General features: G+C 45.9%; 26 protein-coding genes. 7 read left to right on the top strand and 19 right to left on the bottom strand.

Annotated elements, in window-relative coordinates:
- Nucleotides 1–91: 91 nt before the first annotated feature.
- The 3 genes from J8N69_RS01440 to J8N69_RS01450 are packed head-to-tail and all read right to left on the bottom strand — an operon-like array spanning nt 92 to nt 3,350.
- Nucleotides 92–2,083 (bottom strand): putative bifunctional diguanylate cyclase/phosphodiesterase, encoded by a 1,992-nt coding sequence (locus J8N69_RS01440; RefSeq protein ID WP_168825061.1) that lies wholly within the window; start codon nt 2,081–2,083, stop codon nt 92–94.
- A gap of 59 nt (nt 2,084–2,142) precedes the next feature.
- Complete coding sequence (locus tag J8N69_RS01445; RefSeq protein WP_211084999.1) at nt 2,143–3,009, bottom strand: DUF1853 family protein; 867 nt, start codon at nt 3,007–3,009, stop codon at nt 2,143–2,145.
- The gene (locus J8N69_RS01450; protein ID WP_168825058.1) at nt 3,009–3,350 is read right to left on the bottom strand and encodes a YqcC family protein; all 342 of its coding nucleotides are present in this window, start codon (nt 3,348–3,350) and stop codon (nt 3,009–3,011) included. Before J8N69_RS01450 ends, J8N69_RS01445 begins: the two co-directional genes overlap by 1 nt.
- A gap of 100 nt (nt 3,351–3,450) precedes the next feature.
- Between J8N69_RS01450 and J8N69_RS01455 the strand changes: the two genes are divergently transcribed.
- Nucleotides 3,451–4,536 carry a DUF3549 family protein gene (locus tag J8N69_RS01455; protein ID WP_168825056.1) on the top strand — a complete coding sequence of 362 codons (1,086 nt, stop codon included), beginning with the start codon at nt 3,451–3,453 and terminating at the stop codon, nt 4,534–4,536.
- Nucleotides 4,537–4,629: 93 nt separating this feature from the next.
- Here J8N69_RS01455 and J8N69_RS01460 read toward each other — a convergent pair whose 3' ends face one another.
- A complete protein-coding gene (locus J8N69_RS01460) occupies nt 4,630–6,183 on the bottom strand; it encodes an NAD(P)H-hydrate dehydratase (protein WP_168825054.1) in 1,554 nt (517 codons plus the stop codon).
- 75 nt (nt 6,184–6,258) lie between these two features.
- On the opposite strand from J8N69_RS01460, the gene J8N69_RS01465 reads away from it, so the two are divergent.
- Nucleotides 6,259–6,732 carry a VF530 family protein gene (locus J8N69_RS01465; RefSeq protein ID WP_227803936.1) on the top strand — a complete coding sequence of 158 codons (474 nt, stop codon included), beginning with the start codon at nt 6,259–6,261 and terminating at the stop codon, nt 6,730–6,732.
- 54 nt (nt 6,733–6,786) lie between these two features.
- Here J8N69_RS01465 and mdoH read toward each other — a convergent pair whose 3' ends face one another.
- The 3 genes from mdoH to J8N69_RS01480 all read right to left on the bottom strand — a co-directional run bounded on the left by mdoH (nt 6,787) and on the right by J8N69_RS01480 (nt 11,982).
- Entirely contained in the window at nt 6,787–8,943 is a 2,157-nt protein-coding gene (gene mdoH, locus J8N69_RS01470; protein WP_227803937.1) for a glucans biosynthesis glucosyltransferase MdoH, read from the bottom strand.
- On the bottom strand, nt 8,943–10,565 hold the full coding sequence (locus tag J8N69_RS01475) for a glucan biosynthesis protein G (protein WP_211084998.1): 1,623 nt from the start codon (nt 10,563–10,565) through the stop codon (nt 8,943–8,945). The genes mdoH and J8N69_RS01475 overlap by 1 nt, the downstream gene beginning before the upstream one ends.
- A 184-nt stretch (nt 10,566–10,749) precedes the next feature.
- The gene (locus tag J8N69_RS01480) at nt 10,750–11,982 is read right to left on the bottom strand and encodes an aminotransferase class V-fold PLP-dependent enzyme (RefSeq protein WP_168825050.1); all 1,233 of its coding nucleotides are present in this window, start codon (nt 11,980–11,982) and stop codon (nt 10,750–10,752) included.
- Between the two features lie 119 nt (nt 11,983–12,101).
- On the opposite strand from J8N69_RS01480, the gene J8N69_RS01485 reads away from it, so the two are divergent.
- From J8N69_RS01485 to J8N69_RS01500, 4 genes are all read left to right on the top strand, one after another.
- A complete protein-coding gene (locus tag J8N69_RS01485; protein WP_168825048.1) occupies nt 12,102–12,575 on the top strand; it encodes an Lrp/AsnC family transcriptional regulator in 474 nt (157 codons plus the stop codon).
- A gap of 154 nt (nt 12,576–12,729) precedes the next feature.
- A complete protein-coding gene (locus tag J8N69_RS01490; protein ID WP_168825046.1) occupies nt 12,730–12,933 on the top strand; it encodes an RSP_7527 family protein in 204 nt (67 codons plus the stop codon).
- Nucleotides 12,934–13,291: 358 nt separating this feature from the next.
- Nucleotides 13,292–13,663 (top strand): glutathione S-transferase N-terminal domain-containing protein, encoded by a 372-nt coding sequence (locus J8N69_RS01495; protein WP_168825044.1) that lies wholly within the window; start codon nt 13,292–13,294, stop codon nt 13,661–13,663.
- 23 nt (nt 13,664–13,686) lie between these two features.
- On the top strand, nt 13,687–14,151 hold the full coding sequence (locus J8N69_RS01500) for a GNAT family N-acetyltransferase (protein WP_168825042.1): 465 nt from the start codon (nt 13,687–13,689) through the stop codon (nt 14,149–14,151).
- On the opposite strand, the gene J8N69_RS01505 is transcribed toward J8N69_RS01500, so the two are convergent.
- The 3 genes from J8N69_RS01505 to J8N69_RS01515 form a co-directional block, all read right to left on the bottom strand.
- Nucleotides 14,120–14,746: a uracil-DNA glycosylase family protein gene (locus tag J8N69_RS01505; protein WP_168825040.1), complete on the bottom strand. Its 627-nt coding sequence runs from the start codon at nt 14,744–14,746 to the stop codon at nt 14,120–14,122. The genes J8N69_RS01500 and J8N69_RS01505 overlap by 32 nt on opposite strands.
- A gap of 119 nt (nt 14,747–14,865) precedes the next feature.
- Nucleotides 14,866–15,348 (bottom strand): FKBP-type peptidyl-prolyl cis-trans isomerase, encoded by a 483-nt coding sequence (locus J8N69_RS01510; RefSeq protein WP_168825037.1) that lies wholly within the window; start codon nt 15,346–15,348, stop codon nt 14,866–14,868.
- Nucleotides 15,349–15,623: 275 nt separating this feature from the next.
- Nucleotides 15,624–15,989 (bottom strand): DOPA 4,5-dioxygenase family protein, encoded by a 366-nt coding sequence (locus J8N69_RS01515; RefSeq protein WP_168825035.1) that lies wholly within the window; start codon nt 15,987–15,989, stop codon nt 15,624–15,626.
- A 188-nt stretch (nt 15,990–16,177) separates the two neighbouring features.
- Here J8N69_RS01515 and J8N69_RS01520 point away from each other — a divergent pair, with 188 nt between their 5' ends.
- Complete coding sequence (locus tag J8N69_RS01520; protein WP_168825033.1) at nt 16,178–19,636, top strand: PAS domain-containing hybrid sensor histidine kinase/response regulator; 3,459 nt, start codon at nt 16,178–16,180, stop codon at nt 19,634–19,636.
- Between the two features lie 7 nt (nt 19,637–19,643).
- Here the strand turns inward: J8N69_RS01520 and J8N69_RS01525 are convergent, their stop codons facing one another.
- From J8N69_RS01525 to J8N69_RS01565, 9 genes are all read right to left on the bottom strand, one after another.
- Nucleotides 19,644–20,273 (bottom strand): TetR family transcriptional regulator C-terminal domain-containing protein, encoded by a 630-nt coding sequence (locus J8N69_RS01525; RefSeq protein WP_168825031.1) that lies wholly within the window; start codon nt 20,271–20,273, stop codon nt 19,644–19,646.
- A gap of 131 nt (nt 20,274–20,404) precedes the next feature.
- Nucleotides 20,405–20,773: a DUF2750 domain-containing protein gene (locus J8N69_RS01530; protein ID WP_211084997.1), complete on the bottom strand. Its 369-nt coding sequence runs from the start codon at nt 20,771–20,773 to the stop codon at nt 20,405–20,407.
- A 26-nt stretch (nt 20,774–20,799) separates the two neighbouring features.
- Nucleotides 20,800–21,489: a pseudouridine synthase gene (locus J8N69_RS01535; RefSeq protein ID WP_168825029.1), complete on the bottom strand. Its 690-nt coding sequence runs from the start codon at nt 21,487–21,489 to the stop codon at nt 20,800–20,802.
- Nucleotides 21,490–21,516: 27 nt separating this feature from the next.
- Nucleotides 21,517–22,047, bottom strand: a complete 531-nt coding sequence (locus J8N69_RS01540) for a GNAT family N-acetyltransferase (RefSeq protein WP_168825027.1) — start codon at nt 22,045–22,047, stop codon at nt 21,517–21,519.
- A gap of 139 nt (nt 22,048–22,186) precedes the next feature.
- Nucleotides 22,187–22,807, bottom strand: a complete 621-nt coding sequence (locus tag J8N69_RS01545; RefSeq protein WP_168825025.1) for a YitT family protein — start codon at nt 22,805–22,807, stop codon at nt 22,187–22,189.
- Nucleotides 22,808–22,914: 107 nt separating this feature from the next.
- Complete coding sequence (locus J8N69_RS01550; protein ID WP_168825023.1) at nt 22,915–23,229, bottom strand: S24/S26 family peptidase; 315 nt, start codon at nt 23,227–23,229, stop codon at nt 22,915–22,917.
- 274 nt (nt 23,230–23,503) lie between these two features.
- Nucleotides 23,504–23,947, bottom strand: coding sequence for a tetratricopeptide repeat protein (locus tag J8N69_RS01555; protein WP_168825021.1), 444 nt, complete (start codon nt 23,945–23,947; stop codon nt 23,504–23,506).
- A 194-nt stretch (nt 23,948–24,141) separates the two neighbouring features.
- On the bottom strand, nt 24,142–24,780 hold the full coding sequence (gene cobO, locus J8N69_RS01560; RefSeq protein WP_168825019.1) for a cob(I)yrinic acid a,c-diamide adenosyltransferase: 639 nt from the start codon (nt 24,778–24,780) through the stop codon (nt 24,142–24,144).
- 46 nt (nt 24,781–24,826) lie between these two features.
- A complete protein-coding gene (locus tag J8N69_RS01565) occupies nt 24,827–25,441 on the bottom strand; it encodes a trimeric intracellular cation channel family protein (RefSeq protein ID WP_168825017.1) in 615 nt (204 codons plus the stop codon).
- Nucleotides 25,442–25,462 lie beyond the last annotated feature (21 nt).

A 25,462-nucleotide genomic window follows, 5' to 3' on the forward strand; every position in this document is an offset into this window, starting at 1 on the left:
AAGTGCTTAATGGAAAGAATAACCTATTCTCAACAAGCAGAACATCAAAAACACTAAAGCCATAATGCTTTCTTATTTCAACCCGTGACCGTTAAGCCGTATCGTAACTGTTCTGCATATAGGTCAGAAAATCGGCACTGCACAAGGGCTTGGAAAACAAGTAACCCTGCACTTCCTGACACTCATAGCCGTTTAAAACATCGACTTGCGAGCGGCTTTCCACCCCTTCGGCAATCACTTTCAAATTCAGACTGTTGGCCATCGCGATGGTGGCTTTCACAATCGCGTCATTATCGCAATCCAAGCCTAAATCATGAATAAAAGAACGGTCTATTTTTAGCGTTTGGATGGGGAATTTTTTCAGATAAGCAAGGGAAGAATAGCCGGTGCCAAAATCATCGATAGATAACGTCAGACCCAATTTACGGAAGCTATGTAACTTCTCAATAGACTGTTGAGCATCATTCATCAGCATGCTTTCTGTCAATTCAAGCTCAAAGTTTTTAGGGTCAACGCCCGTTTCTTCCAATGCCCTTCTGACCATATCCACCAAGTCCGCTTGCATAAACTGTCGACTTGATAAATTAACCGACAACTTGATCGGTGGTACGCCCGCCTCCCGCCATTCTTGCAATTGGCGACACGCTCGGCGGATCACCCATTCTCCCAGCGGAAGAATCAAGCCACTTTCCTCAGCCAAGGGAATAAACTGATCAGGGCTTATCATCCCAAGCTCAGGGTGAACCCAGCGAATCAAGGCCTCCGCACCCACCACTGCTTCATCAGGAAGACGAATTTTAGGTTGATAATGCAGAACAAACTGCTCTTCTTCGATCGCTTTTCGCAGCCCACCGCCCAAGGTTAAGTGCGCATTAATATTGTCCGCCATCCGATTTTCATAAACAAAATACATGTTATGACCCGTAGACTTGGCGCGATACATGGCGGCATCGGCATTTTTTAACAAATTGTCCACATCATCGGCGTGCTGTGGATAGCTTGCAATACCAATGCTGGCGGTAATCATCATTTCCATTTTAGCCACAGGGTAGGTATTACTCGCGTTTTGCATAATGCTCTGGGCAATGCTTTCTAGCTCTTCAATCGTGCTGGTATTTTCCAGCACCACGACAAACTCATCACCACCTAGACGGTATAAGCAAGCGCCAGAAGGAATGCTGCCTTTAATGCGTTCCGCGACGCGCTGAATCAACTCGTCCCCGACTCGATGACCAAAGTTATCATTAATCACTTTAAAGCCATCAAGATCCAAATACAAAAGACCGAATTGACGGTGACGCTTACGAGCATTAACCAATGCACTTTCAAGTTGCTGATAGAGCAAATTACGATTGGGTAAATGGGTTAAGCTGTCGTAATTGTTGAGCCGATACAAGGCGACTTCGTGGTCTCTTTCTTCTTGAATATCGTGGGTTAATAAATAAAACGTATCTGTTTCTTTATTATGGGAAGCTTCTATCTTATGCCAACGAACGCCTTTTTTAGTCGACAGCCTAATTTCTTGAGACAAGCTCTCTTGTTGCGTTAATCGACTAATAAAACTGTTCGCCGCGCCGGACACCGCAAACAAATCACGCACATTATGAATGTCACCAAACTCAGCGCAAAAGCAGTCGCTGGCACTAATATAAGTCCCGCTATTGCTGAAAATGACAAAAGATAGGGTTTTAAACTGCGCCAGCATACCGACATGAATATCGTGGGCCAAAGGCGTGGCGACTTTTTCCAACGCCACCAAGGGATGAGCTTCGACAGACAGCCCTTTACGCCCATTTCCGAGAGAAACCACAGAACCTGTAACAGAGTATTGAGCCCCTTCTTTTGACACAAACGGCCATTTAAAAGGTAACAGCTCGCCTATTTCATGAGTATCAAGATAAAAAGACAAACGCTCTTTCAGTGCGCCACTAATGGCTCGCTGACCAGACTTTATGTCGCTTAAGGAATCCGTTAGCAAGCGCTCAGCCGCTGCGTTATAGCACGGCACACTGGATTGCTCTACATCTATAACCCAAGCCGCTAATGGCATTTTATGATCAAGTAACTCTGCTAAATCAGTCATTTATTTTTAATACTACTAAAATACAGTCAACCTATTTCGATATTAGGTTACGTCAAGTCTCACCATGAATCAGCCACAATAAACACACATCGACTTTGAATAACATTTTTTGTCTGATCTGTAACCTGCCAAAAAAATGCATGTTTAGGACGGTCATCACGTAGGAATAAGCCTACAGGATTGTAGGCAGATTGCAGAGAAAAGAAAGAAAAATTAGCATTTATATCAGGTGCCGCCAGCCAGTGCGGCTTATCCAGCAACTGAAAATACGAAAAATCCGCCTTCAAGAGAGCAAGGTCCGATACTCGAATCCAACCACCACAGGCTTCACCCGCCAGCCACGAGCGAACATCCGCAGCGTTCTTTAAAGCACAATATAAACGCCCAAAGATCAGCAAGTTTGTCTCGACTTCTCTACCGTTTGCCAGCGCGTCAATGGCAGCATAGCCCTCTTCGGTCTGCAAAATACCTAGCTGATGTTCTCTGGCTCTGGTGACTTTTTTCAGCAAACTGTCATTTTTATTCGGCCCGATCCAGTCATGAGGGAAAAGATCCGGCCTTTCTAAATAGAACTTAATGGCGATTTCAAATTGATGAAGTTGACCGTCTGGCGTTTCAACCAACATATCCACTTCGCCAAGGGTTTTTCCTTTGCTTTCAATTTGAAAGTGTTCCCTATGCATTTTCAAATGCGACAAATGCACTATCGCAAAGGAAAACAAAGTCTCGAAATAACTGCCAAGAAAATGCGACTTACACGCGGCAAAAGCCTGCAGCAACAGCTCAGGGTTATCATCCAGCGCCACTAAACAGGCGTTTACATCCGCAACCCAATAAGGCGCAAGGTCAAAATCACGCTCAATATAATGCCCTTCCACCAGCCAAGCCAAATCCTTCACCAGCGGATGACGTAACTGGCTTAACATCACAAAATACCACTTAAATGTTGATCAATTCGGTTCAAGCAAACCACCACATGGCGGACTTTAGCTGGCGCTTGATGTGCCAAAGCCTCTTCCGCCATAGGGGAAATGTGACAACGTTTGGGCAAATCACGCCCCGTTGCCAGCAAGGTTTTAAAACGTTCTATCATCACAAATCGCAACCATTGCTCAAATGTCATGCTATCAATACAAAAAGGCTCTTTGCTTTGCAACGCCTCTTGCGTAGGTTGCTGACATTCCCACACACCACAGTCTTGCATCGCCATTTGCAAGTCCATCAATAAATCAGCCAACCGATGATGGTCAGAAAAGGCTTTATTCAACCTGATTTCTCCTATGAAAAACGGTAAGATAGCGCATCTTTATTCACATAATGAAGGGCGCCGCAGCGCCCTCTCTGGCAAAACGAGTCTATACTTTATCATGAACAAAATAGAATCTCTGTCTGACTTATTTAATCTGGTCGATTGTGATGTGAGCTACTACGACCTAGGGCGCAACATCACCAAAATCACCCCACAACAAGCGATACAGTTCGACCGTAAACAACAAGCCTACCCCTTTCCCTTTCGTCAGCACGCTTGGCTGGCCTGTTTATTGAAACTTAAAAAATCCCCCTCTACAGCGGCCGCGCAGAAAGACGCCATAGACTCCAGCGTCATTTGGTTTCTCAAACTGCCACTGGACGAAGCGGGCTGTTTAAACCTTGGCACACGCGATCACTTCATTAAAAGCATCGTCGATAAAATCCTACACAAAGGCGAAGCCGCAGGCTTATCAGAAGCTCTTGAAGACAGCCCCTATGCGTTTAAACCAGACCAAGAGCGCATGGCAAGTTTTCACGCGATTCTCGGCAAAGACTTACACCAAACAGCGTCGCATTATTTTGATGACGTGGTTCAATACCTTACATCCGACTTAACAAAACAAGACGACCGCTGGCAAACGCTCGGCCTACAAGGCATTGCCGAACTGGCCGCCAGAGTAGACGAAGACAAATACCAAGCGCTGATACAAAAAGCCATCCAACAGGCCGCCAACCCCGTGGCCAGTGCATTATGCCATGCCCTTGAGCACGAAATATTGCCCAGCCAATTACAAAACACCCTGATCGCACAATTGCAAACCGAGCAAGATGCGCTGCTGCAAGCCAGTTACTTACGCGCTTTATCAAGAGCGGATTTAAACGACACACTATTATTGCCGCTGTTTGGTTTGCTTGGCAGCCTAACCCTATGCAGCGATGAAGACATCCACAGAATGGTCGCCCTCGCCGCCAAATGCCCCCATTGGTTAGGCCAAAATCCACAGCTATTGCGCATCATCATGGAGAAACTGGCTCATCGAGAAGACGGCTATATCGCCTTCAAACAAATCGCCGCCGAACTCAGCCAACACCCAGAAACCAAACAACCCCTTTGGGCATTGTTACGCGGTGGGCACGTCAGCCCAAAATTAGCACAAGCGGTCAGCTATTTATTCACCCAAACACCAAAATCAGTGCAGTGATTGGACAAGACTAGCATTGGAATAGACTAACATTGAGCTAGAGGATTAGAGTCTGAGCATGAAGAATACCGCAGACTCTAAGGCGCGCACTCATCACTTCTTAAAAGTGAACAATCGCGTCTTAAAAGCGGACAACACTTTAGGCAGATGATCCGGCAAATCTTCCGCAATCAGTCCCGCACCAAACGTGTTTGCTACTTCGCCATGCAGCCAAACGCCAGCCGCTGCGGCATTAAATGGCGACATACCTTGAGACGTACCTTGAGAAAGCAACCCGACAATAAAGCCTGTCAATACATCCCCAGAACCCCCCGTTGCTAAGTCGGCTGGGGCGTTTGAGTTAATCACGGCGCGACCATCCGGCGACGCAATCACCGTATCCGCGCCTTTTAATACCACCACAGCACCGCTTTGTTTGGCGGCAAGTCGAGCACGGGTTAATTTGTCATCACGATGATTTTTATTCATTTCTGGGCTTTTATTCATTTCAGGAAAGATACGCGCAAACTCCCCTTCATGGGGCGTCATCACGCAAGGTCCAACAATGGCATCTAACAGTGTTTGAGGGTCGCCCGAAAAAGCACTGAGCGCGTCCGCATCCAATACCGTGGCACGACCTGTCACCAGCGCCGCCAAAACAATTTTGCGCGTTCGAATACGCTCAAAGCCGACCAAACCCGCTCCCGGCCCCACCGCAATGGCGTTATAACGTGGGTCTAATAACAACTCTTCAAAATCTTCCGCCTCTTGGCTTTGCTCTAACTTAGCCACCATCACGCCGGTTAATGCCGTCGCATACACAGCCCAAGCTTTAATGGGGGCGGCCAACGTCACCAACCCAGCGCCTATTCGCATCGCGCCACGCGCCGTTAAACGACTTGCGCCTGTCATGTTTTCACCACCGTACACCAGCGCGTGCCCACGATGAAACTTATGTCCGTCCAATCTGGGCCAAGGGTAATCTCGATACCAGAGTTCAGGGCTATTCTCCCAGGCTTGAATATCCAACGCTTCCAACACAGCGGCAGGAATACCAATATCAGCAACGACCAGTTCACCGCACAAAGCGCGTCCTGGAAACAATAAGTGACCCGGTTTTTTACGAAAGAAGGTCACCGTTAACTCAGCTGGCGCAACAACGCCAAAGGCGGCGCCCGTTGCACCGTCAAGCCCACTCGGCACATCCACGGCACAAACGGGAATATCACGAGCAATAATTTCATCAAGCATATCACGCGCTTTACCGGCCAAAGAGCGAGTCAACCCCGCGCCAAATAGAGCGTCGATGACTAAATCGGTTTGTTCCAATACATCGACCGAATACCCTTCTACGTCCCCTTGCCACGCATGGAAAAAATGCGCCGCTTCTGGCGATAACTGTTCCATCGAACCCAAAAATGCCAGCCGCACAGGCCAGCCAGCAGAGTGCAAAAGCGTGGCAACCACAAAACCATCACCGCCATTATTGCCCGGCCCACACAGCACCAATACCGAACATCGAGACCAACGCGCAAGCACCGCATCCGCCACCGCCTTTCCTGCCGCTGCCATCAAATCCATTGCTGGCACGCCAGCAGCGACAGCGGCTTTATCTGCCATAGCCATTTGGTTTGGGGTTAAAAGGTGTTGCTTGTGTTCGTGCTCCATTGTCTTTCACCTATTTATTGTTAAATTTTAACGGCTTAGACTCGCCTTTACTATATTGTCTAAGCTGTCACAGGTATGATGGCGAATTCTGAAAGCTTTTACATTTTCGACCTATTACCGGACACCTTTATGAACGACGAGATCAACTACACAAACAATCCCCTACACGGCCTAGGATTACAAGATCTGCTCACCCAGCTAGTTGATCATTACGGCTTTGAGACTCTCTATGCTTACCTGAACATCAACTGCTTCAAGACTAACCCAAGCATTGAATCCAGTGTGAAATTTCTTAAGAAAACCGAGTGGGCGCGTGAAAAAGTAGAAATTTTCTATTTGTATAAGTATAAAAACCTACCACGAGTGTCATCGGAGCAATTTGCCTTACCGCCGAGAAAACGCATCATTCCCGAAGGGCAAACGCCTCGTGAGCCAGCAGAATTGAGCCTGGAAGATGCTGAACGCGTAAGAGAAAAACAGGCGCAGAAAGCCGCTGAACATGGCAAAACGAAACACTATCAAAACAGCAAGCCTGACAGATATTGGTAAGGACAAGACTTCAGTTTCATGTCTAAAACGCCATCATTAAAAGAGGCGAATTAGCTAAACCTCAGCCAATCTTTCACCACGCGCAGTAATACGCTCGCCTTTGGGTAAATACTTCTGCATGACACTCATCAATTCGCGATGCTCCAGTATCGCAAGGCATTCTTTTTCACTGAGGTGATCAAGCAGGTTTTGAATGTTGTCGCTGTTGAGGATTTGCCATTCGGCACAAATCCATGCACGACAAAACGCTTTATTTGGCTCATCTATTGGCATTTGCGCTAGGTGCCAATAAAACAGTGTTGAGTCTGATACTAGGCGTTTAAGGGATGATAAAGACGCATCGAAATTCAATCCCTTTTGCCTAAGACTATGACGATGCTGCATGGCAACAATCGGGTGTGGACGCTTCTCTTCAGGCGCACGCATCAAACCTAAGTAACGAATCACATTACCGCGTTTGGCGCCCCCACTGAGCCATGACAATGGAATAGACAGAATCAAACCAAAGCTAATCGGTAAAGACCAGTAAAACAATTCCTCACTTAGAAACAATGCGCCACCCGCCAAACCTAAGCCTAATAAAGTATGGCTACAATGGGCACGAGCAGCGACTTTCCATGAGGTTGCGCCATCATCACGGGATTGAGGTTTCCAACCGCTGTCTCGGCCTTTAAACACATCGTAAACCACTTGAAACTGAGACAGCATCAAAATAGGCGCATACAAAGCCGACAACACAGTTTCTACCAAGGTGCTTAAGGTCAGTAGTATCGGCCCACCAAATTGCATGCAGCGGCGAATATTCAACATAGCAGCCAACCATCCATAGACTTTTGGTGCCAACACCAGCGCCATGGATAGGATGAACAAAGAGCGTGCTTTTTCAAAATCAAACACTGGCCAAGTTGGGAATAACGATGGATTGGCAAAATATTCAGGGCGAACAAAGTACGCCTGTACCGCCAAAGCAAAACCCACGACAATCAACATCAACCAAAAAACAGCACTCAGATACGACATGATGCCAGACATCAAATGCAAGCGGGTGGCAAAATGAAAGCCTTTGGCAAACACGAAGGCCTTATGCTGTAAGTTACCCTGACACCAACGACGATCTCGAACAATCACGTCCACCAGCGACGGCGGCGCTTCTTCGTAAGAGGCTTTTAGATCGGTATCAAAGCGCACGCCCCAACCAGCACGACGCAATAAGGCGGCCTCCATAAAGTCATGGCTCATCACATGGCCACCAAAAGGCGCTTTACCTTCTAACATGGGCAAACCGCAGGCTTCAGCAAAAGCCTTGGTGCGAATAATGGCGTTATGCCCCCAAAAGTTGGAAGAATAACCGTGCCACGCCGCCAAACCGGAAGCATAAATAGGACCAAAACAATGGTTAGCAAACTGCTGAATACGACTGTACAAGGTGTTCGCACGAATAATGGTTGGCAAGGTTTGAATCAAACCTAAACCGGGTTCGGCCGCCATCCGACGCGTTAGGGAAATCAAGCAATCCGCGCCCATCAAACTGTCGGCATCCAACACAATCATGCATTCATAGTCACCACCATAACCTGTCACCCATTGTGCAATGTTACCGGCTTTGCGCTCGACATTTTTATGGCGTCGACGGTAATAAATAGGACAATCTGCGGCATCGTCATTCAGCAGAGGCTGAAAAGCTTGTTCCTCGGCAATCCACGCATCGGCTTTGTTGGTGTCACTCAGAATGAAAAAAGCGAATTTGCCCGGCGCTTGCTGCATCAAATCTTCGTGCATCGCTTGGATATTGGCGCGAATACGCAAAGGGTCTTCGTTGTAAACAGGCAATAAAATCGCAGTAACTCCTTCTACTGCTTGCTCTTTTCGTCGACGAGAAAACGGCCATAACTGAAAAACCAACCCCAGCGTTGCTTGCGAAAAGGCAAAGGAAATCCACGTGAAGTTGATGCAAAATAACACCAAAAATGCCCACTGTAAGCCAGCAACCGCATTGGTATTCAGCACATCATACATTTCAGTGGCGCCGTACCAAGACAATCCAACGGTCAGCAATAAAACGAAAGCTCGTGCCAAAACAGTGGTGAGTGCAAAGCCTTGCACTCTTTTCTTACGTGCTTGAGGGGCTTCATTAACACTATGGCGCGGCATCTCCAAAGGGGAAGTCTGCGGCAGGGCTAATGGTGTCGCGCTGTCTTTTACTAACATCATTACTCCTTAATCCAACGATACAGCCAAGTCGGCGCAACGGCGCTGTCACCCTGTTTCAGTTGAACCCTTAACTCAGCCAAGCTGGCGTCTTGTGGATCAAAAGAAACGTACACTCGCACACCATTATTATGAGGATTTTTGACCGCTATCGCTTCGAGTATTTTCCCGTTACTAATGCTGGCATCAATAGTCAGATCATCAACATTCACATCGGGCATTTTATTGTAATCGATCACCACTTCTGGGCGAGTTGTAAACAACTTCACGCCTTTCGCACTGCGAACAACACGAGGCAAATCCAAAGACACAGGCGTATCGTTAGACCAGGTCATCAAATATTGATAGCTATAAGATTGCCCCTTTTTAAGACCCTCTTTCGGCTGCCAATAAGCCACAATGTTGTCGTTTGTCTCTGCATTGGAAGGAATTTCCACCAGCTCAACATGCCCAGCGCCCCAATCATTTATTGGCTTTATCCAAGCAGAAGGACGCGTGTGATAACTGGCCTCTAGGTCTTGGTAGTCTTCAAAACTGCGCTGACGCTGAATTAAGCCAAAACCTTTAGGAGAAGCATCACTAAAGGCACTGACTTCTAATGTTTTTGGATTATTTAATGGGCGCCAAAGCATCTCATTCTTGCCTGTTAAAATTTGCAAACCATCCGAATCATGAACGGCTGGACGATAATCGAGAACATCTGAGGCGTCCAATGCACTGTTGTGCATAAACATGGACGTCAGCGGCGCAATGCCGATGTGTTCAATGTCCTCTCGTGGAAACAGCGTGGCTTTCACATCAATACGCGTTGGCTTTCCAGGGTAAATACCAAAGCGGTACGCCCCCGTGATGCTCTTACTGTCTAACAAAGCGTGCACAACAATGGCGTCTTGGCTTGATGATGGGCGCTCAATCCAGAATTGCTTAAACATCGGAAATTCTTCGCCTTTCGGTTGCGCCACATTCATTGCTAACCCCCGAGCCGACAACCCATAAGACTGGCCTTTAGAGACTGCTCTAAAATAGCTAGCGCCTTGAAACACCACAAACTCATCGTTGTAATCGTCCCGATTAATAGGGTAATGCAAACGCAAACCAGCGTATTTTCCAACCAAAGAAATCAGTTGACCTATTTCGGTATTGGGGGTTGAAAAGGAGTCAGGTGAGACATTTAATGGGAAAGCATGGCCATTCTCGACCACATCGATGGAGACGAGATCTTTAAACAAAAACCCCGGTGCAAACAACTGTACTGAAAATTTAGTCGGCGTATTGCCCCAAACCGCTTGGTTTTGCTGAAAGTTAATTTTTCGATAGGTCGGATAATCCATATCAATCAAAGACTGGGGCGCTTTTTCGGCGGGTTTCATCAAAGATGTGGATAATGTTTGCGCCAAATTGATGACCGTTTGATGCGAAAAAGCATATTCTTTTGATACCTCTTCTGTCTGTGTACTTTCAGGCACCGCCGTCATATCGACGCCAATACTGGGCTCTATCGCCTGCGCATAATTGACAGCATTGATCATCAATGACACTAGAAAAGACCATCGGACAAACAACAGTGGCTTGGCTCGAAGGCAAGGTAAATAGGCACACAAGGATCTTAAAGAAAGCTCTTTCATGACTCGGCAGGTTCCAGTTTAATAACAATACAACGATTTTGGTGGGGTATCATATAACCAAAGCCGAGGGATATTAAGGCAAGAAAGCCGTAGGAATGCATAACAATTAAGGAGAGATAAAGCGCCGCTAGCCCGCTTGCCTTGTCTAAGCAATCAATCTAGCGGCGTGAAACATTAACTGGCTCTAGAGTGAGTACTCCAAAGCTTGTATTAACTGATCTATTTCTTCGGCACTGGTATAGTGAACAAATGACAAACGTACCACGCCTGTGTTTGCGTCCACACCCATGGCGTCTAACAAACGCACCGCATAAAAGTGCCCTGCCCCACAAATAATGCCTTGATCGACTAATTTCTGTGCCAGCTCCTGAGATGTTTGCCCTTTAGGAATAATAGACACAGTCGCTGCTCTTTTTGCCGGATCGGATGGCCCCAGCAAGCTCAGTTTCGGGTGCTGATTAACAAAGCTAAGCAGCTTAGACAATAAAACTTGTTCAGCATCGTGCAGCAAGCCTCGTACGCGCTGAGCTTTTTCTGTCGTAGAGTCCGTGGTTTCAAAGTGATGATCGTGCAACGCATCAAAATAATCCAACACGCCACGACTCGCCGCTACTTGGGCATGATCTGGCCCCGCTGGCACAAACCATTTTTGGCGATACGCTTTATTAAAATAATGCGCCTGATTACCCAATTTATCCGCCATAGCATCACGAATAACCATGACACCAAGATGCGTTCCGTAGGCTTTATAAAGCGAAAATAAATAGATATCCGCGCCAAGTGCGTCCACATCTGGCAAACCATGACCCGCGAAGGACACGCCATCCACCACCGTTGCCACACCAGCGGCTTTGGCGCGGGCGCAGATCTCGGCGACAGGATTAATCTCTGCCACAATATTAGAACAATGCGTAAAGGCCAAAAGCTTGGTTCGTTTGGTAAAGAGCGCCTCTAACTCGCCAATATCTAACGAGCCTGTCTGCGCATCCACTTGCCACTCTTTGATGACGATGCCACGAGCCTCCAATGCCCGCCAAACACCAATGTTTGCCTCGTGATCTTGGTTGGTCACTATGATCTCATCGCCTGCTTTTAGTATCTTGCCGAAGGCTTGCGCCAAGACATAAGTATTCTGCGAAGAGGAAGGCCCAAGGTGCACTTCGCTGGTTTTCACGTTCAAATAAGACGCCAAACGCTGATAGGCTAAATCCATCTGGGCACCGGCTTTTTGCGCCGCTGGGTGAAGGTGATAAGGCTGCAGTTTGGTTTCTCGATAGTACTGGTTTAAGTGATCAATCACCGCCTGACAAGCGTAAGAACCACCGGCATTATCAAAAAACGCCTGATCCGCCAAAGACGGCTCTTTAAACGCGGGGAATTGAGAGCGAACAAACGCCAAATCTAATGACACAGCCATAACCTTATCTCCTAAGCGAAAGTAATCCAAAGTATAGAGAATAAGGTACGCAAGTTGTTTGCTATTTACCGGGAGAATTCATAACCTAATACAAGATTTTTGTTTAAATTGAGCATTTTATGAAAGAAATCACCCTAGACCGCACCGACTATAAAATAATCCAAGCATTGGAAAAAGACGGCCGTCTTAGCAACACCCAGTTGGCGGAGACGATTAATCTGTCGCAGTCTCAATGTTTAAGACGCTTACGTCAGCTAGAAGAAATGGACATCATTAGCGGCTATCGCGCCCAAGTGAACTATCAAAAACTCGGCTACAGTGTGATGGCATGGACCTTAGTCACTGTCAGCAAAGACATACCCAATGCGCGGGACAGTGTGATGGATTTTTTGCGCCAACAAAGCGCCGCCATCAATGTACATGGCGTGACCGGAGACGTGGATTTAATGGTAGAGATCTATGCCAAAGACATGGTGCAATTCACCGATTTAGTGGTTAAACAGCTTTATGCCCACGCCGATGTCGTCAGCACAAAATCCTATATTCGGCTAGACACCGCCAAACAACACGGCAGCCCGCTAGACAATAGATAACCCCCCCCCTTTCCTGCCTTATTGGTTAGTTATTTTCAGCTATTAGTGTATTTTTTATCGTTTGTCTTCTTTACACGGAGTTTCTACTATACAAGCATCAAAACACAGTTTGTTTTGGTGCTTGAATAAACAAACGAAAAACGAGGAATACACCATGAAAGACAATCAATCTATCGCAGAATTACTAAAAAACGTTAACACTGCTTACCTAACAGATGCAGAAAAATACGAAACACTGGCTCGTGCTGAACGCGCTGAATACATTGTTTCTGGTATTGCTTCTGCTGTTAAAGCGGTTAAAAAAGCAGTCGTTAAATTGAAATCAGCCTTAGTTTCTTCTCCTGCTCAACACGCTTAATTAAGTTGATCGATCAGGTCATTATTGGATAAGCGTCTAACGTAAAAAAATAGACATTTTGGCTTATTCCAACCGACCCGAAAGGAAATGGCGCTAGAATAAAAACATTAAGCGCTTCCTCCTCCTTCTCCCTCTACTGTTATTTATTTCACTCTATTTATTGCCTAGCTATTTTTACCTATCTGGTCTTACGCACAGCAATAACGTCGCCCCATGGCGTCACATCACGCACTGTCTTACCATGCCATCTCTATCGATGCTAAACAATTTCTCACTGACACTTAAACATTGAGCTTTTTACCGTTAGAATGGCGGCCAAATAAATAGCAATACCCAATGGCGAAAGCGAGCAATCGATATGAAATTCTTTATTAAACTGATCCGTAACCTTTTAGGCGTCATCATTGCGACAGCCGATGTCCTCACTCGTGGCACCAAGCTAAAACGAACACCCGAAAAACAACAGCAGGTAAACGCTGAAGCCAAAGAGCTATCTCTTTACCAATTTTTTGCTTGCCCTTTCTGCATCAAAACCCGCAGAGCCATGTACAAACTCAACTTACCCATTGAAACACGCAGCGCTTCTGAAGGTTCACCTCACCGTGATGTATTATTACAAGGCGGTGGCAAGGTTAAAGTGCCATGCTTGCGCATTGAAAAAGAAGGTAACGTCGAATGGTTATATGAGTCATCAGACATCATCCGTTACCTTGAAACACGCTTTGCTTAACTATTTTTTGAAGGATTCATCAGATGATCTGGCACTGTCAGGCGTTTAGCGAGTTATCCAATGACACTTTATATGGCTTATTAAAGCTCCGCAGTGATGTGTTCGTGGTCGAACAAAACTGTGTTTTTCCAGATTTAGATAATTTAGACACGCTTCCGAATACTCAACACCTGTTTGCCTTACAAGACAACAAGGTGGTCGCCTATGCGAGACTTTTGGCAAAAGATGATTGCTATCCAGATCATAGCAGCATAGGTCGAGTGGTTGTCGCCCAAGAGAAACGCAAAGATAAACTCGGCCATACTCTAATGAAGCAAGCCATTGCACAAACGCTTAACCTTTGGCCAGAGAGTCCGATCAAAATTGGCGCGCAATCTCATCTTGAAGGCTTTTACCAAGCCCATGGTTTTGTCACTGTATCCGCGCCTTACATGGAAGACGGTATAGAGCATTACCTTATGACGCGACAGGCGGAAGTAAAGCCTTAATCCGCGACCTGAGCGCTGGCAAGACATCGATTTCAAACCACGGATTTTGCTTGAGCCAACGATTGTTCCTTGGGCTTGGATGAGGCAAGACTAATTTCCCCTGCTCTAGCCAATACTGCCATTGCTTAACCTGCTCGGTCACATTACCAGATTGGCCTAAGTGGTAGGCTTGGGCATAAGCGCCCAAAACAATCGTTAATTCAATCTTCGTCAGTTGGCTAAGCACGGCCTCTCGCCATTTAATCGCGCATTCTGGACGTGGCGGTAAATCGCCTGATTTCTTTCCCGCTGAAGGCCCGCTTTTGTGATAGCTATTGCCTGGAAAACAAAACCCCATTGGCACAATCGCGACTTGCTGTTCATCGTAGAATTCATCCTTAGTAACGCCAAGCCATTCTCGTAAACGATCACCGCTTAAATCGTCAAATGGTCGGCCAATATCATGCGCCTTTTGTCCCGGCGCTTGACCTGCTATCAGGATTTTGGCATCTGGATGAATTTGAATAATAGGCTTGGGAGAGTACGGCAAAGCCTCAGCACAATGCTGGCAAGCCAAAATAGAGCCCTGCAATTCAGAAAACGCGTTATTGGACATAATTATCCCTCAACGAGACCGGTCTCTTAAAACCAATACCTTAAAACCAATACCTTAAAACAAAAACGGCTCCGATGTTAAGGGAGCCGCTTTCTAGTAATCTGCATTACCTAAACAATTTAGTGCTGATGACCACCAGCGCCGTGTACATGACCATGCTCTAGCTCTTCAGCCAACGCTTCACGAACATCGATGATTTCAACGTCAAAGTTCAATGTTTTACCTGCCAAAGGATGGTTACCATCAAGCATAATGCCATCTTCTTCTACACCCACAACCGTCACGGGTTGTTGACCGCCAGGCGTTTGAGCCATAAATTGCATGCCAACTTGAATATCATCGACACCTTGGAAGTTTTCAGCCGGTACTTTTTGAATCAGTTCTTCATGAACCGCACCGTAGCCATCTTCAGGCTCAACAGAAACAGCAAGCTTGTCGCCTGCGGCTTTACCTTGAAGCGCCTTGTCTAGGCCATCAATGATGTTTTGTGCACCGCTTAAAAATACTAAAGGCTCTTGACCAACAGAAGAGTCTAGCTCTTGGCCCTGTTCGTCAGTCAAGGTGTAGTGCATGCTAACAACGGCGTTTTCAGTAATTTGCATTGTATTCTCCTAATGAGTAAATAATAAATAACAAGGGTACGAGCGTTTGATACAAGCAAACCTTACATTTCAACAATAAGCGCGACACCGCCACAACACGAACCCAAACAATAGTTTGCAGCAATATGATAACGTTCCATAGGCTCAATAACTACCGTATAACCCTAGAAGTTTGGTACGTTCGACGATTTTTAAAGGGATGTTTGCCTATTAATTTGAAAAAAAATTTCATCCCCGCCATCTCCAAGCGTAAAAGCAACCGACTAAACCTGCTATCACACCGGCTTGTTGGGCATAAACTGCGAAATATCCAACTCATAAGACTGCCCTAACCAGCTAACGCCTTGTGTATGATCAACATACTCATTGCCTGTTAGCGGGTGAACAAACACATCTAACGCTTGGCGATTTAACATCAGCCAGGGAATAATCTGGCCAAACGTTTCTGCTGCAAACGACAATTGGCAACTCCAAACCGGATGTGGCCCTACGGGCTTTTGATGAAAGCGCCCAACACGAATATCAAACAATTCAGCGGCTTGCTCTGCCACCTGCTTTGCCATTTCAACACCGGCCTCATCGGTGTAATAAAGATGCGCATGAAAGGCTTTGATATCACCATAAAAAGGAAGTTGATTCATTTGATCCTCTAAATTTGCTAAACATAACAGCCAGTTTAGCATTATTACTTGAAACCATTAGCACCTTGAAACCATTAGCACCTTGAGACGATTAGAAAAACCTACACGACCTAAGTCGTAGAGGATTGTTGCGGCGGCTGTGTTACATTTAGGACAAACAACAAGCCTACATTCAGGTAATCTATTTAATGACTGTTTTCTGGATTCTGTTAGCCATTCTTTATGTTCTGGGTCTATTCTGGATTGCCATCTGGGGCGATAAAGAAAGCCCAACAGCGAAAAAACTGACTCGTCACCCGTTAGTTTACAGCTTGTCATTGGCTATTTATTGTACCGCATGGACATTTTACGGCTCAATTGGCGAAGCGTCTCGCTCTGGCTGGAGCTACTTACCCATTCTGTTGGGCCCCATTTTATTGTATCTATTCGCTTTTCCACTATTGCGTAAAATGATCACTGTTAGTCACAAACAAAACATCACTTCCATCGCTGACTTTATCTCCTCGCGCTATGGCAAACGCCCGATGACAGCACCGCTGGTCATATTAATAGGCATGCTGGCGGTGATCCCATACATCGCCTTACAACTGAAAGCCATTGGCTCTAACTTCGCTTTGTTTGTCAATCAGGATGAATCCTCGACCGGACTTGTTGTATTGATTGCGACCATTTTGATCGGGGTGTTTGCCATGTTGTTTGGCACCCGAAAAGTAGAAGTCACTGAATACCGTTCAGGCATGATGCTGGCCATTGGCGCCGAATCCTTATTCAAACTCATTGCGATTGTCGCGGTTGGTTTGGTGGCAATCATCATGACAAAAGAACTTGATATGGATGAGCTTGGGCACAATGTAGATTTTTCCGTCTGGAATCCTGAGCAGTTTTTATCGTTTCCTTTTCTTATGCAAACCTTTATGTCCGCGGCAGCGGTAATTTGCTTACCGCGTCAATTTCATGTCACCGTGGTAGACCATCAAAATCACCAACAATCCAATACCGCTCGCTGGCTATTTCCTTTGTATTTGTTGATTTTCGCCGCGATTATTCCGCCCATTGCTATTGCGGGGCAAAGCCTTTTCTCTGCCGACATCAATCCAGACACCTATGTCATTCAATTCGCCCTAGTGTCGGATAATTTGCCCTTACAAATGCTCATCTTCCTTGGCGGCATGTCCGCCACTACTGCCATGATTATCATTGCAACCTTTGCCCTAAGCATCATGATCAGTAACGATGTGATCTTGCCGCTCATGTTGGCACGCGCCAGCGCTCAGCAACAAGCCCTGCCGCTCTACCGACGGCGCCTATTAATCATACGTCGCTTGGCCATGGTCGGGATTCTGGCCTTATCATTTTTGTATTACCAAAAAATGGCCAACAATGAATCATTAACGGGGACGGGGATTCTGGCGTTTTCCTTAGTCTTGCAACTCATGCCGGCGGTATTTGGTGGTTTATACTGGAAACGTGCCCACGCTCATGGTGTGTATGCCGGGTTAATTCTGGGCTTTTTGTCCTGGATGCTCTTAATGATGTTGCCGCTAACAGGCAATATGGATTGGGCATTATACAGCGCCCAATCGCGCTCCGAATTAATCAGCTACGGCGCGTTCATCAGTTTACTGGCCAATATTTTTGGTTACGTTGTCGGCTCCTTATTGTCAACTGAGCGCCTGATTGACCGCATTCAAGCCACCGCCTTTGTTAGCCCCACAACAGAGCTGGAAAAAGGTTTTTTCAAACCCAAAAGTAAAGCCTCCAACGGCGATTTTTGTGTGCTATTAGAAACCTTTCTAGGTAAACAAAAGAGCCAGCAAGTCTTATTGAACTTTGAACAAGATTACAATCAAACAATTTCATCGAACGCCTCACCCAATCGTTTGTTTGTCGACTACTGCGAACGCATTTTAGGCGGCGTATTAGGTGGTTCATCGGCTCGCACCATCATTAATTCCATCTTGGTTGACAAACAAATCAAGGTAGAAGAAATGGTCACCTATTTGGATGAAACCACCCAAGCCATCCAGTTCAGTCAAAATTTATTATTCGTTTCCATGGACAATTTGGACCAAGGTATTAGCGTGGTGGATAAAGACTTGCGCATTGTCGCTTGGAACAAAACTTACCTGTCGCTCTACCCCTACCCAGAAGGCATATTGACCGTTGGTCTGCCCGTCGAAGAGCTGATTCGCTTTAATGCCGAGCGCGGCGAATGTGGTGTCGGTGACATAGAAGAGCTGGTCAGTAAACGCTTAGAACACCTTAAAAAAGGCACCACCCATCGCTTCCTGCGTCGTAGGGCCAGTGGCCGCGTCATTGAAATGGTCGGTAATCCTTTGCCTGATGGCGGCTTTGTGACCAGTTTCACCGATGTCACCGAGCACATTGAAAGCCAACAAGCCTTAAAAGAAGCCAACATAGACTTAGAGAAGCGTGTCGAGGCGCGCACCGAAGAAGTCCAAGGCGTCAATCAAGAATTGATGCAAGAGATAGAACGCCGTAATCAAGCCGAAAAAGCACTAATCAGCGCCAAAGCCGAAGCCGAACAAGCGAACGCGTCTAAGACTGAATTTCTCGCCCTAGCCAGCCATGATATTCTGCAGCCTTTGAACGCCGCTAAGCTTTATATGGGGATATTACAGTCTTCCGAATTACCCAATGACACCAACCAAGTCATTGACAAGCTCTCTGACTCACTGGAGTCCACCGAAGCCCTTATTTCGACCTTGCTAGAAATTGCACGTTTAGATCAAGGCGCGATTCAACCCAGATTAGTCGATTGTAATCTGCTCGACATTCTCGCGCCCATTGTGGCGGAGTTTGGCGTTATCGCCGAAAGCAAAAACATTCGTTTAACCACCCATTTACGCTCTTTTAGAGTGCATACAGACCCTATTTATTTGCGTCGAATTATCCAGAACTTCGTCTCCAATGCGGTGAAATACACGCAAAAAGGCCGCGTCTTATTAAGCGTCAGACCGCGTTCTGGTGTGGTGTATTTGCAAGTTTGGGACACGGGCGTCGGCATTCCTGCAAACGAACAAAAGAAAATATTCGATGATTTTTATCGCTGGGAAAACACGCAAGAACCCGGCATGGGATTAGGCTTAGGCTTGGTTCGTCGTATGCAGAAGCAACTGGGCTTAGCCACCGAAATCCATTCTACACCAGGCAAAGGCAGCTGTTTTAGCATTGGTATTCCCTTGGCACAAAGTAATGTAGTGACCGACATACAAGCCCCCCAAGTCACCAAGGCGCCCCAAGAAAAATTAGCCCATTGTTATGTTTGGTGTATTGATGATGAGAAAAACAACCTGATTGCCATGAACACGCTACTCAGTCATTGGCAATGCGATTGCCGCACCTTTAAACGCTTCGATGATGCGTTGCAAGCAGAAGGAGAGGCAGAGTTGCTCTTAGTGGATTATCATCTTGACGACAACAAAGACGGCTTGTCTTTGATTAAGGCGTTAAGAAAGCGGGCGGGCAAAAACATTCCAGCGGTATTAATCACCGCCCTGCGGGACCCAGAATTAGTCGAACAGTGCAAACGTCAGCAGATTACCTACATGGCAAAACCCGCAAAGCCCGCAAAACTACGGGCTTTGATTCAGCACATTCATCAATTAAGAGAAAACGCAAAATAACAGCGCTTTAGTCTCTTGGAGGAAGACTTAGGCCACAACCCGCTAGAATAATACCGCTTATCGTGTCGCCAATGCGTGTTAAATCGTCATCGCTAAAGGATTCTATGCCACTTAACGCCAACACCTGCGCTTCAAAATCGGCATAGTGTTGAGTGGTTGCCCAAATCATATAAATCACACTAGCAGGATCACACTGGCGCATTTTTCCCGCGTCCATCCAGGCTTGCAGCAAGGCAACTCGAGACGTAAACCAAGGCCTTAGCTCTTCTTTTAAATAATCACCAATGTGCAGCGCACCGCCAATTACCTCCATCGCAAAAAGCCGCGACGTACCGCCTTTTTCAAAGCTTTGTTTGAGTTTCACGCGAATAAAACTATCCAATACATGAGCAGGATCATCATCTATCGTGGCTTTATCAAATAAATCGTTCCACCCCATCAAGGTTTGATCGAGCACTTGCTTGTACAGGTTTTCTTTAGACTGGAAGTAATAAATAATATTTGGCTTAGGCAAGCCTGCGCGTTCGGCAATATGCTGCAAACTAGCACCATTATAGCCTTTTAAGCCAAACTCGATCTCAGCAGCGTCGAGTATTTTAACAAAAACTTCTTCACGGTTATTTTGACGTTTGCTCATGGGGGAGTTAAGTCCTTATTTAGAAACTACACGGTAACAAGACATAACCCTATCCCAACCTCCCTTTAGCACCCCTTCCCTTATCTTCAAAGGGAGAACTAGGGTGGGGCCATGTCTTAATTTCTATTCTATTAAGCGAACAATGCGGTCAATTCTTGTGCTGTCGACAATTTACCTTCATCTTCAATATTCGGAAAAACCGCCACTGAAATATTATCCAGAGCCAAACTTGGCAACCACTCATTTGTAAAAGTGTCCAAAGACACAGATACAGCGTCGCAATCGTCCCAATCCTCCACCGCCCACTGGCTAGCGAATTCCGCATCCGGCCACACCATAACGCAGTCGCCATCATCGGTTTCGACCATCACAAAACCTTCTTCGTTGCTCAAGCTCCACACCAATTGCGTCGCCTTGGCTTGCTCAACAAAATACGCTAAACGCTCGCTATCAGCAGCGACCAATAATTGTACGCGTTCATCCATCGATAATTCTTTCATTATTCCGTCTCTTCTTAACACATTGTTTAAAAGTAAAGCACTTCGTCTTCGGTTAACGCACGGAACTCGCCCGGCGCGATATCGGCATCCAGTGAAAGTGGGCCGATCTGATCACGGTGAAGCTCTTCGACTTTATTGCCGACAGCGGCCAACATACGTTTCACTTGATGATATTTCCCTTCTTGAATCGTCAAGTAAATATCACAATCACTAATACGCTCAGCAACCGCCGGCAGCGTGGGGTGGGGTTCGCCATTTAGCATCACACCGCTTTCCAATTGCTGCAAATCACCATCGCTAATAGGATCCGCCAACATCATGCGATAACGTTTATGGCACGCACTACGTGGCGACGTAATGCGATGCAGCCATTGCCCATCTGTGGTTAATAACAATAAGCCTGTGGTGTCTTTGTCCAAACGACCGACTATTTTCAGCGCCTGGCCTAAGTGAGAAGGCAAAAGATCCAACACAGTAGGGTGATCTGGGTCTTCGGTCGCGCACACATAACCGGCGGGTTTATGCAGTAAATAATATCCCTCAGATGGCCATGCTAAAAGCGTGTCATCAAGGCAAATCTGATCCCCTTCTTGTACGGTGTAATTGGCTTTTTTAACCACCACACCATTAACCGTAACACGGCCTTTCGATGCGGCAATTTTCGCCGCTTTACGCGCCAATTCAGTCACGTGGGATAAATAAAAATCAAGTCTCAAGGGAGTCGCCTATGGCTTTAAGTTAAATTAAGAAAATACTTCGTGAGTGGTTTCAATTTCTTTATAGAAGAAAGTCGAATTATGCAACATGCCGCTCGCACTGCGCGTATAACCGGGTACTTCACCAAACGGAATATAGCCCATATTGACATACATATCGTGAGCAATGTCATCACTTCTAACTTCCAGTATTAGCAGTTGTCTTTGCATAGATGCGGCCACACGTTCTACGCCTTGCATCAGCTTACCCCCTAAGCCATGTTCTCTCGCGTGGGTATGAACCATCAGTTTTTCCACATCACATCGATGCAGTGCATTGGCTTTGGGTGACATGGCAATTTGCACACTACCCACCACTTTATTGTCTTCGCGAATCAATAACACTTGTCGAGCATGGGCTTGTAAATCGTCATTAATCGACAGCCAATAGGCTTTTGCTTCAGACTCACTCATTGGCGGTAAAAAACCAATCGGCGCACCGGAATCAACCGCGTCACATAACAACTCAACAAGATCATCTAGATAGGGATTAAGGTTGTCTACTTTGAGTAATTCCAAACTCTTTTCCTCGTCTTTTTGATTGGCACAATAATACCTGAGCTTGACTCAGTTAGGAAACGCCAGCATCCGTTAAGCAATTTAAAGACACAAAAAAAGCGACCTGAGCCGCTTTCTTAGACGAACTTATGACGTTTTTTTAGACGTTACCCATATAACGACCCGGTTTATGATTCACCGCAATAATCATATTCAATGCGATGGCACCTAATATGGAGATTACAATTAACGTAAAATCCACCACAAAAACAGATAACAACACGATACCGCAATCCACCGCCATCTGAAATTTCCCCATAGAAATACCATATTTTTCAGCAAGGTAACGCGCCAGAATATTGAGCCCACCTAAGCTGGCGTTATGGCGAAACAACATCAAAAAGCCAACCCCCATCAAAAACCCGCCCGCCACACTGGCATAAATAGGGTTTAACTGATCAAAGCTCACTAACAAGGGAGTCAAATCGGCGAATACAGAAAGAAAGAAGACGGCAAGAAAGGTCTTTATGGTGAATTCCCAACCAAAATGAAGAACAGCTAATAGATAGAACGGAATATTAATCAAAAAAAATGCCTGACCAAACGTCAGCGACGTTGAATATTGGATCAAAAAGGCAAGCCCTGCGGACCCACCGGTTAACAGCCCCGCGTGAGTGTAGAGATTCACCCCCAACGCAATAATCAGAGTGCCTAAAATCATCGCTTGAGCGTCTTCAAGACGCGTGTGTTTTTGTACCTTAGGTAGTGTAATTGCCGACATAGGTTTCTCTTCAATCCAATCAAAAGACAGTATTCAACTGGCGTGGATTTTAGTGAAAAAAACACCTAAGACCAACCGTCATGCTAAAAGCATTTCGAGCATGGCCATCATAAAGTGTCTTGTTTTCTATACACCCTATTCGCCGCGCAGATTTTCCGAATGACCTTACCAACCACTCGACGCGGCGATACCCAGCCTATACGCTCCGATTGCAAGCTCTTATTATTTTCCCCGCCTAACCAAAGCTGTCCATCCGGCGCAATATGCAATATTTTTTTGACCATCAAGCCGTATAAGGCGTGATCTACCACGATCAGATGTCCTATTTTTAATTTTTTATAGCAACGACTGGTAAAAACAAAATCACCATCCCATAAGCTAGGCGCCATACTGTCGCCTGCTACCTTAATCAAACGAAACATCTTTTTTACCTTCTTTTATACCTTCTTTTACAGTCGGCTCATTGCACCTACTCATCACTCATCACTCATCACTCATCACTCATCACTCATCACTCATCACTCATCACTCATCACTCATCACTCATCACTCATCAATCATCGTCAGCACGTCACAACGCGCCTGTGCTGTTTTGAAGCCAATAACCTTATCTAACACTGCCACAATACTGTGCACCATAATCGACATGCCTCTCTGGTTTTTACAATAAAGAACATCACCCGTAATGAACTGGCTTTAATGACGTACCATAGCGCTTGTGCCAGCAATCGCACTATTCAGTGATTCCATCAGCGCTCTGCCCTGAGACAACAATCGCTTACCATAACTTTGTGAAAACAACTCCCACTCAAACCTAAGATGGGTGGCTGTTCTCATAATAAGATCGCGTTGCTCATCATTCATATCCGCTCGCACGATAACGGCTTGCAAAAAATTAACCGCATTTTCATATTGTGTATTTGCGGAGATAAAATCCCCTAGCGCCGTATAAGACTCGGCGATATTCAAAAAACTGACGGCCGCCGCCGCTACCGCAGACTCCGCATCGCGACAAAAATCCTCATCAAACGACATCTCTGCCTGCCTTAATGCCTGTCGGTTTAGCTCAACGGCACTAGAGAAATCATGATTTGAATAAGCCCTATTGGCTTGTCTTGTTAAACGCTCCCAGTTTTGCATCTATTTCTCCTAGACAATGATAAAAACTCAATGAGAATCATTATCGTAAAAGAATATTAAAAAATCCAGCTAATTTGAGAATAAATCTCATTTGAGTGTTTTTTTACATTAGGGGGAATCTGGCAAGCCCAGGAAAGGAAAGATAAAGAGATTAAAATAGAGGGTAAATCAGAAAAAGTAGCCCGCCATGCGAACTACCACTCAATGCCCACTTGCGCTTTCACACCATTGGCAAAAGCATGGCGTTCATTGGCAATTTTACTGTGTGTATCAACACTGTCTAACAAGGCTCTTGGAGCCGTCCGCCCTGTCATCATCACATTTTGGTGCTCTGGACGAGCAGCCAACGCAGCAATCAAATCCGCTTCATTTAAGTAACCGTATTTGTACATGTAGGTAATTTCATCCAACAAGACAAAATGCACACTGGCATCAGACAAAACCGTCTTTGCCAAGGCCCACGCTTGCTCGGCGGCTTCTTTTTCCAATGCTGGATTGCGTGTTTCCCATGTAAAACCGTGCCCCATGACGTGAAAATCCACCAACGGATGCGAACCAAAAAACAACTGTTCGCCAGTGGCTTTGCGACCTTTAATAAACTGAATCACTGCACTTTTTTGACCGTGGCCTAAAGCACGCGCCATGGTACCAAATGCACTAGAACTTTTGCCCTTACCATTCCCCGTAAGCAAAATCGTCACACCACGCTCTTGCGTCGCGGCGGCAATACGCTCATCAACCACCGCTTTTTTCTTCAATAAGCGCGCTTCATTCTTTTCAGCTTGTTGTGCTTCTTGCTCTTTACTGTTTTGTTCGGTAGGCAGTTCAGTCATGTTTTATCTCTTTTTAAGCTATTATTTGTACTGTTTTTTTCTTGCGCTACTTTTTTTTGTACAACAACCAACTCGGGTAATACAAGTCTTTATGTATCGCAAACACTCTTAGTATAAAGATTAAAGCCACCGCGTAAATCGAGTTAAATTCATGGATCGGTATGTTTTTTTCAAGTAGTACTAACAACAAAGCCCCTAAAAACGCCGGTGTCGCATAGAACTCTCGACCCAAAACCAAAGGCGGACGATGACTTAAAACATCACGAATGATACCGCCAGCCACACCGGTAATAATCCCCATGGTAATGGCGATAGTCGGTGGAAAACCTAGATTCAACACCTTCTCCGTTGCCACCACCGTAAACAGAGCCAAGCCAAAGGAATCGGCATAATGAAAAACCCTTTGCCTGTCATCAATAAATCGCACAGAAAAAAACGCCAGTGCAGACGATAAAAACGCCACCCACAAATAAGAGGTGTCTTTTACCCAGTAAACGGTTTCAACCGATAGCACGGCATCTCGTATCGTACCGCCCCCCAAGGACGTCACCATACCAAGAAACACCACGCTAAACAGATCCATGTCTTTTTTACCGGACGAAATAACCCCAGTAATGGCGAACGCAGCAATCCCAAACATACCCAAAAAATATAGCAACATGTTGTATTTTTTCTCACAAAA

The sequence above is a fragment of the Marinomonas profundi genome (genome assembly GCF_020694005.1).
Taxonomy (GTDB): Bacteria; Pseudomonadota; Gammaproteobacteria; order Pseudomonadales; family Marinomonadaceae; genus Marinomonas; species Marinomonas profundi.